Origin of the sequence: Actinomadura fibrosa (assembly GCF_900659615.1) — a bacterium.
Classification (GTDB): Bacteria; Actinomycetota; Actinomycetes; order Streptosporangiales; family Streptosporangiaceae; genus Spirillospora; species Spirillospora fibrosa.
In genome coordinates this window covers 1-2,350 of sequence record NZ_CAACUY010000498.1, presented here as the reverse complement: position 1 = coordinate 2,350, position 2,350 = coordinate 1, and the positions used below count along the sequence as shown (strand labels likewise).

The window sequence follows — 2,350 nt, the reverse complement described above, 5'->3', positions numbered from 1 at the left end:
GGTCACCGTCGCCGCCCGCGACGCCGCCGACCGCGACGCGCTCGCCGCGCTGCTGGACGCGATCCCCGCCGCGCATCCGCTGACCGGCGTCGTCCACACCGCCGGGATCGTCGACGACGGCCTCGCCGGGACGCTGGCGCCCGAGCAGGTCCGCGCCGTGTTCCACGGCAAGGCGGACGGCGCGTGGCACCTGCACGAGCTGACCCGCGACCTCTCGCTCACCGCGTTCGTGCTGTTCTCGTCCGCCGCCGGGACCTTGGAGTCGGCCGGGCAGGGCAACTACGCCGCCGCCAACGCCTTCCTCGACGCGCTCGCCGCGCACCGGGCCGCCCAGGGCCTTCCCGCGACGTCGCTCGCGTGGAACCTGTGGGCGGGCGGCGCGGGCATGGGCGCCCGCCTCGACGAGGTGACGCTGCGCCGCGCCGAACGGTCCGGCCTGCCCGCGCTGGGCCCGGAGGCGAACCTCGCCCTTTTCGACGACGCGCTGCTGACCGGGGCGCCCGCGCTGGTGCCGATCCGCCTGGACGCCGCCGCGCTGCGCGCCCGTCCGGAGGGCATCCCGCCGCTGCTGCGGGGCCTGGTCCGCGCGTCCGCCCGCAGGCAGGCCGCCGCGTCCGGTATCGGGTCCGGCACCGGCGGCACGCTCGCGGCCCGCCTCGCCGGCGCCTCGGACGCCGAGCGGGAGCGGATCGTGTCCGACCTCGTCCGGACTCAGGTCGCCGCGGTGCTCGGGCACGACGGCGCCGCCGCGATCGACGCCCGCCGCGCCTTCACCGAGCTGGGCTTCGACTCCCTCGCCGCCGTCGAGCTGCGCAACGCGCTCGGCGCCGCCACCGGCCTCCGGTTCACCTCCACGCTGATCTTCGACTACCCGACGCCGCGCGCCCTCGCTGGGCACGTCCTGGAGAAGGTCGGCGGCGCGTCCCCGGCCGCCGCGCCCGCGCCGCGCGCCGCGGCCCGGCCCGCCGGGGACGAGCCGATCGCGATCGTCGCGATGGCCTGCCGCTACCCGGGCGGCGTCGCCTCCCCGGAGGAGCTGTGGCGCCTCGTCGCGGACGGCACCGACGCGATCAGCGGATTCCCGGACGACCGCGGCTGGAACATCGAGGAGATCTACGACCCCGAGCCCGGCCGGCACGGCACCACCTACGTCCGCGAGGGCGGCTTCCTGCACGACGCCGCCGACTTCGACCCCGGCTTCTTCGGCATCAGCCCGAAGGAGGCCCTCGCGATGGACCCGCAGCAGCGGCTCCTGCTGGAGATCAGCTGGGAGGCCCTCGAACGCGGCGGCATCGACCCGCACTCGCTGAAGGGCAGCCCGACCGGCGTGTTCGCGGGCGTCATGTACCACGACTGGGCGCTGCGGCTCGGCGCGATCCCCGAGGACGTCGCCGGGTTCATCGGCAACGGCAGCGCGGGCAGCGTCGCGTCCGGCCGCGTCTCCTACACGCTCGGGCTGGAGGGCCCCGCGGTCACCGTCGACACGGCCTGCTCGTCGTCGCTGGTGGCGCTGCACTGGGCCGTGCAGGCCCTGCGGCAGGGGGAGTGCTCGCTCGCGCTCGCGGGCGGCGTCACCGTCATGGCCACCCCCGAGACGTTCGTCGACATGAGCCTCCAGAGCGGCCTCGCCGCCGACGGGCGCTGCAAGGCCTACGGCGCGTCCGCCGACGGCACCGGCTGGGGCGAGGGCGCGGGCATGCTCCTGCTGGAGCGCCTGTCCGACGCCCGCCGCGCCGGGCACCCCGTGCTCGCGGTCGTCCGCGGCTCCGCCGTCAACCAGGACGGCGCGTCCAACGGCCTGACCGCGCCGAACGGGCCGTCGCAGCAGCGCGTGATCCGCCAGGCGCTCGCCACCGCCGGGCTCACGCCCGCGGACGTGGACGCCGTCGAGGGGCACGGCACCGGAACCGTCCTCGGCGACCCGATCGAGGCGCAGGCCCTCATGGCCACCTACGGGCAGGACCGCGCGGACGGCGACCCGCTGTGGCTCGGCTCGGTCAAGTCCAACGTCGGGCACACGCAGGCCGCCGCGGGCGCCGCGGGCGTCATCAAGATGGTGATGGCGATGCGGAACGGCGTGCTGCCCCGCACCCTGCACGCCGACGAGCCGTCCCCGCACATCGACTGGAGCGAGGGCGCCGTCGAGCTGCTCACCGAGCCCCGCGACTGGACCGCCGAGGGCCGTCCGCGCCGCGCCGCGGTGTCGTCGTTCGGCGTCAGCGGCACCAACGCCCACGTCGTCATCGAGGAGGCACCGGACCAGGGCGCGGCCGAGCCGCGCGGCGAGCGGCCCCCGGCGCTCCCGCTGGCCGTGTCGGCGGCGTCCGCCGAGGCGCTGCGCGCGCAGGCC

At 77.1% G+C, this 2,350-nt stretch carries 1 protein-coding gene; it reads left to right on the top strand.

Annotation, left to right across the window (positions count from 1 at the left end; genetic code table 11):
* Positions 1 to 2,350 (top strand): type I polyketide synthase (locus E1300_RS49055; RefSeq protein WP_131764095.1); only part of this gene is annotated, 2,350 nt, incomplete at both ends.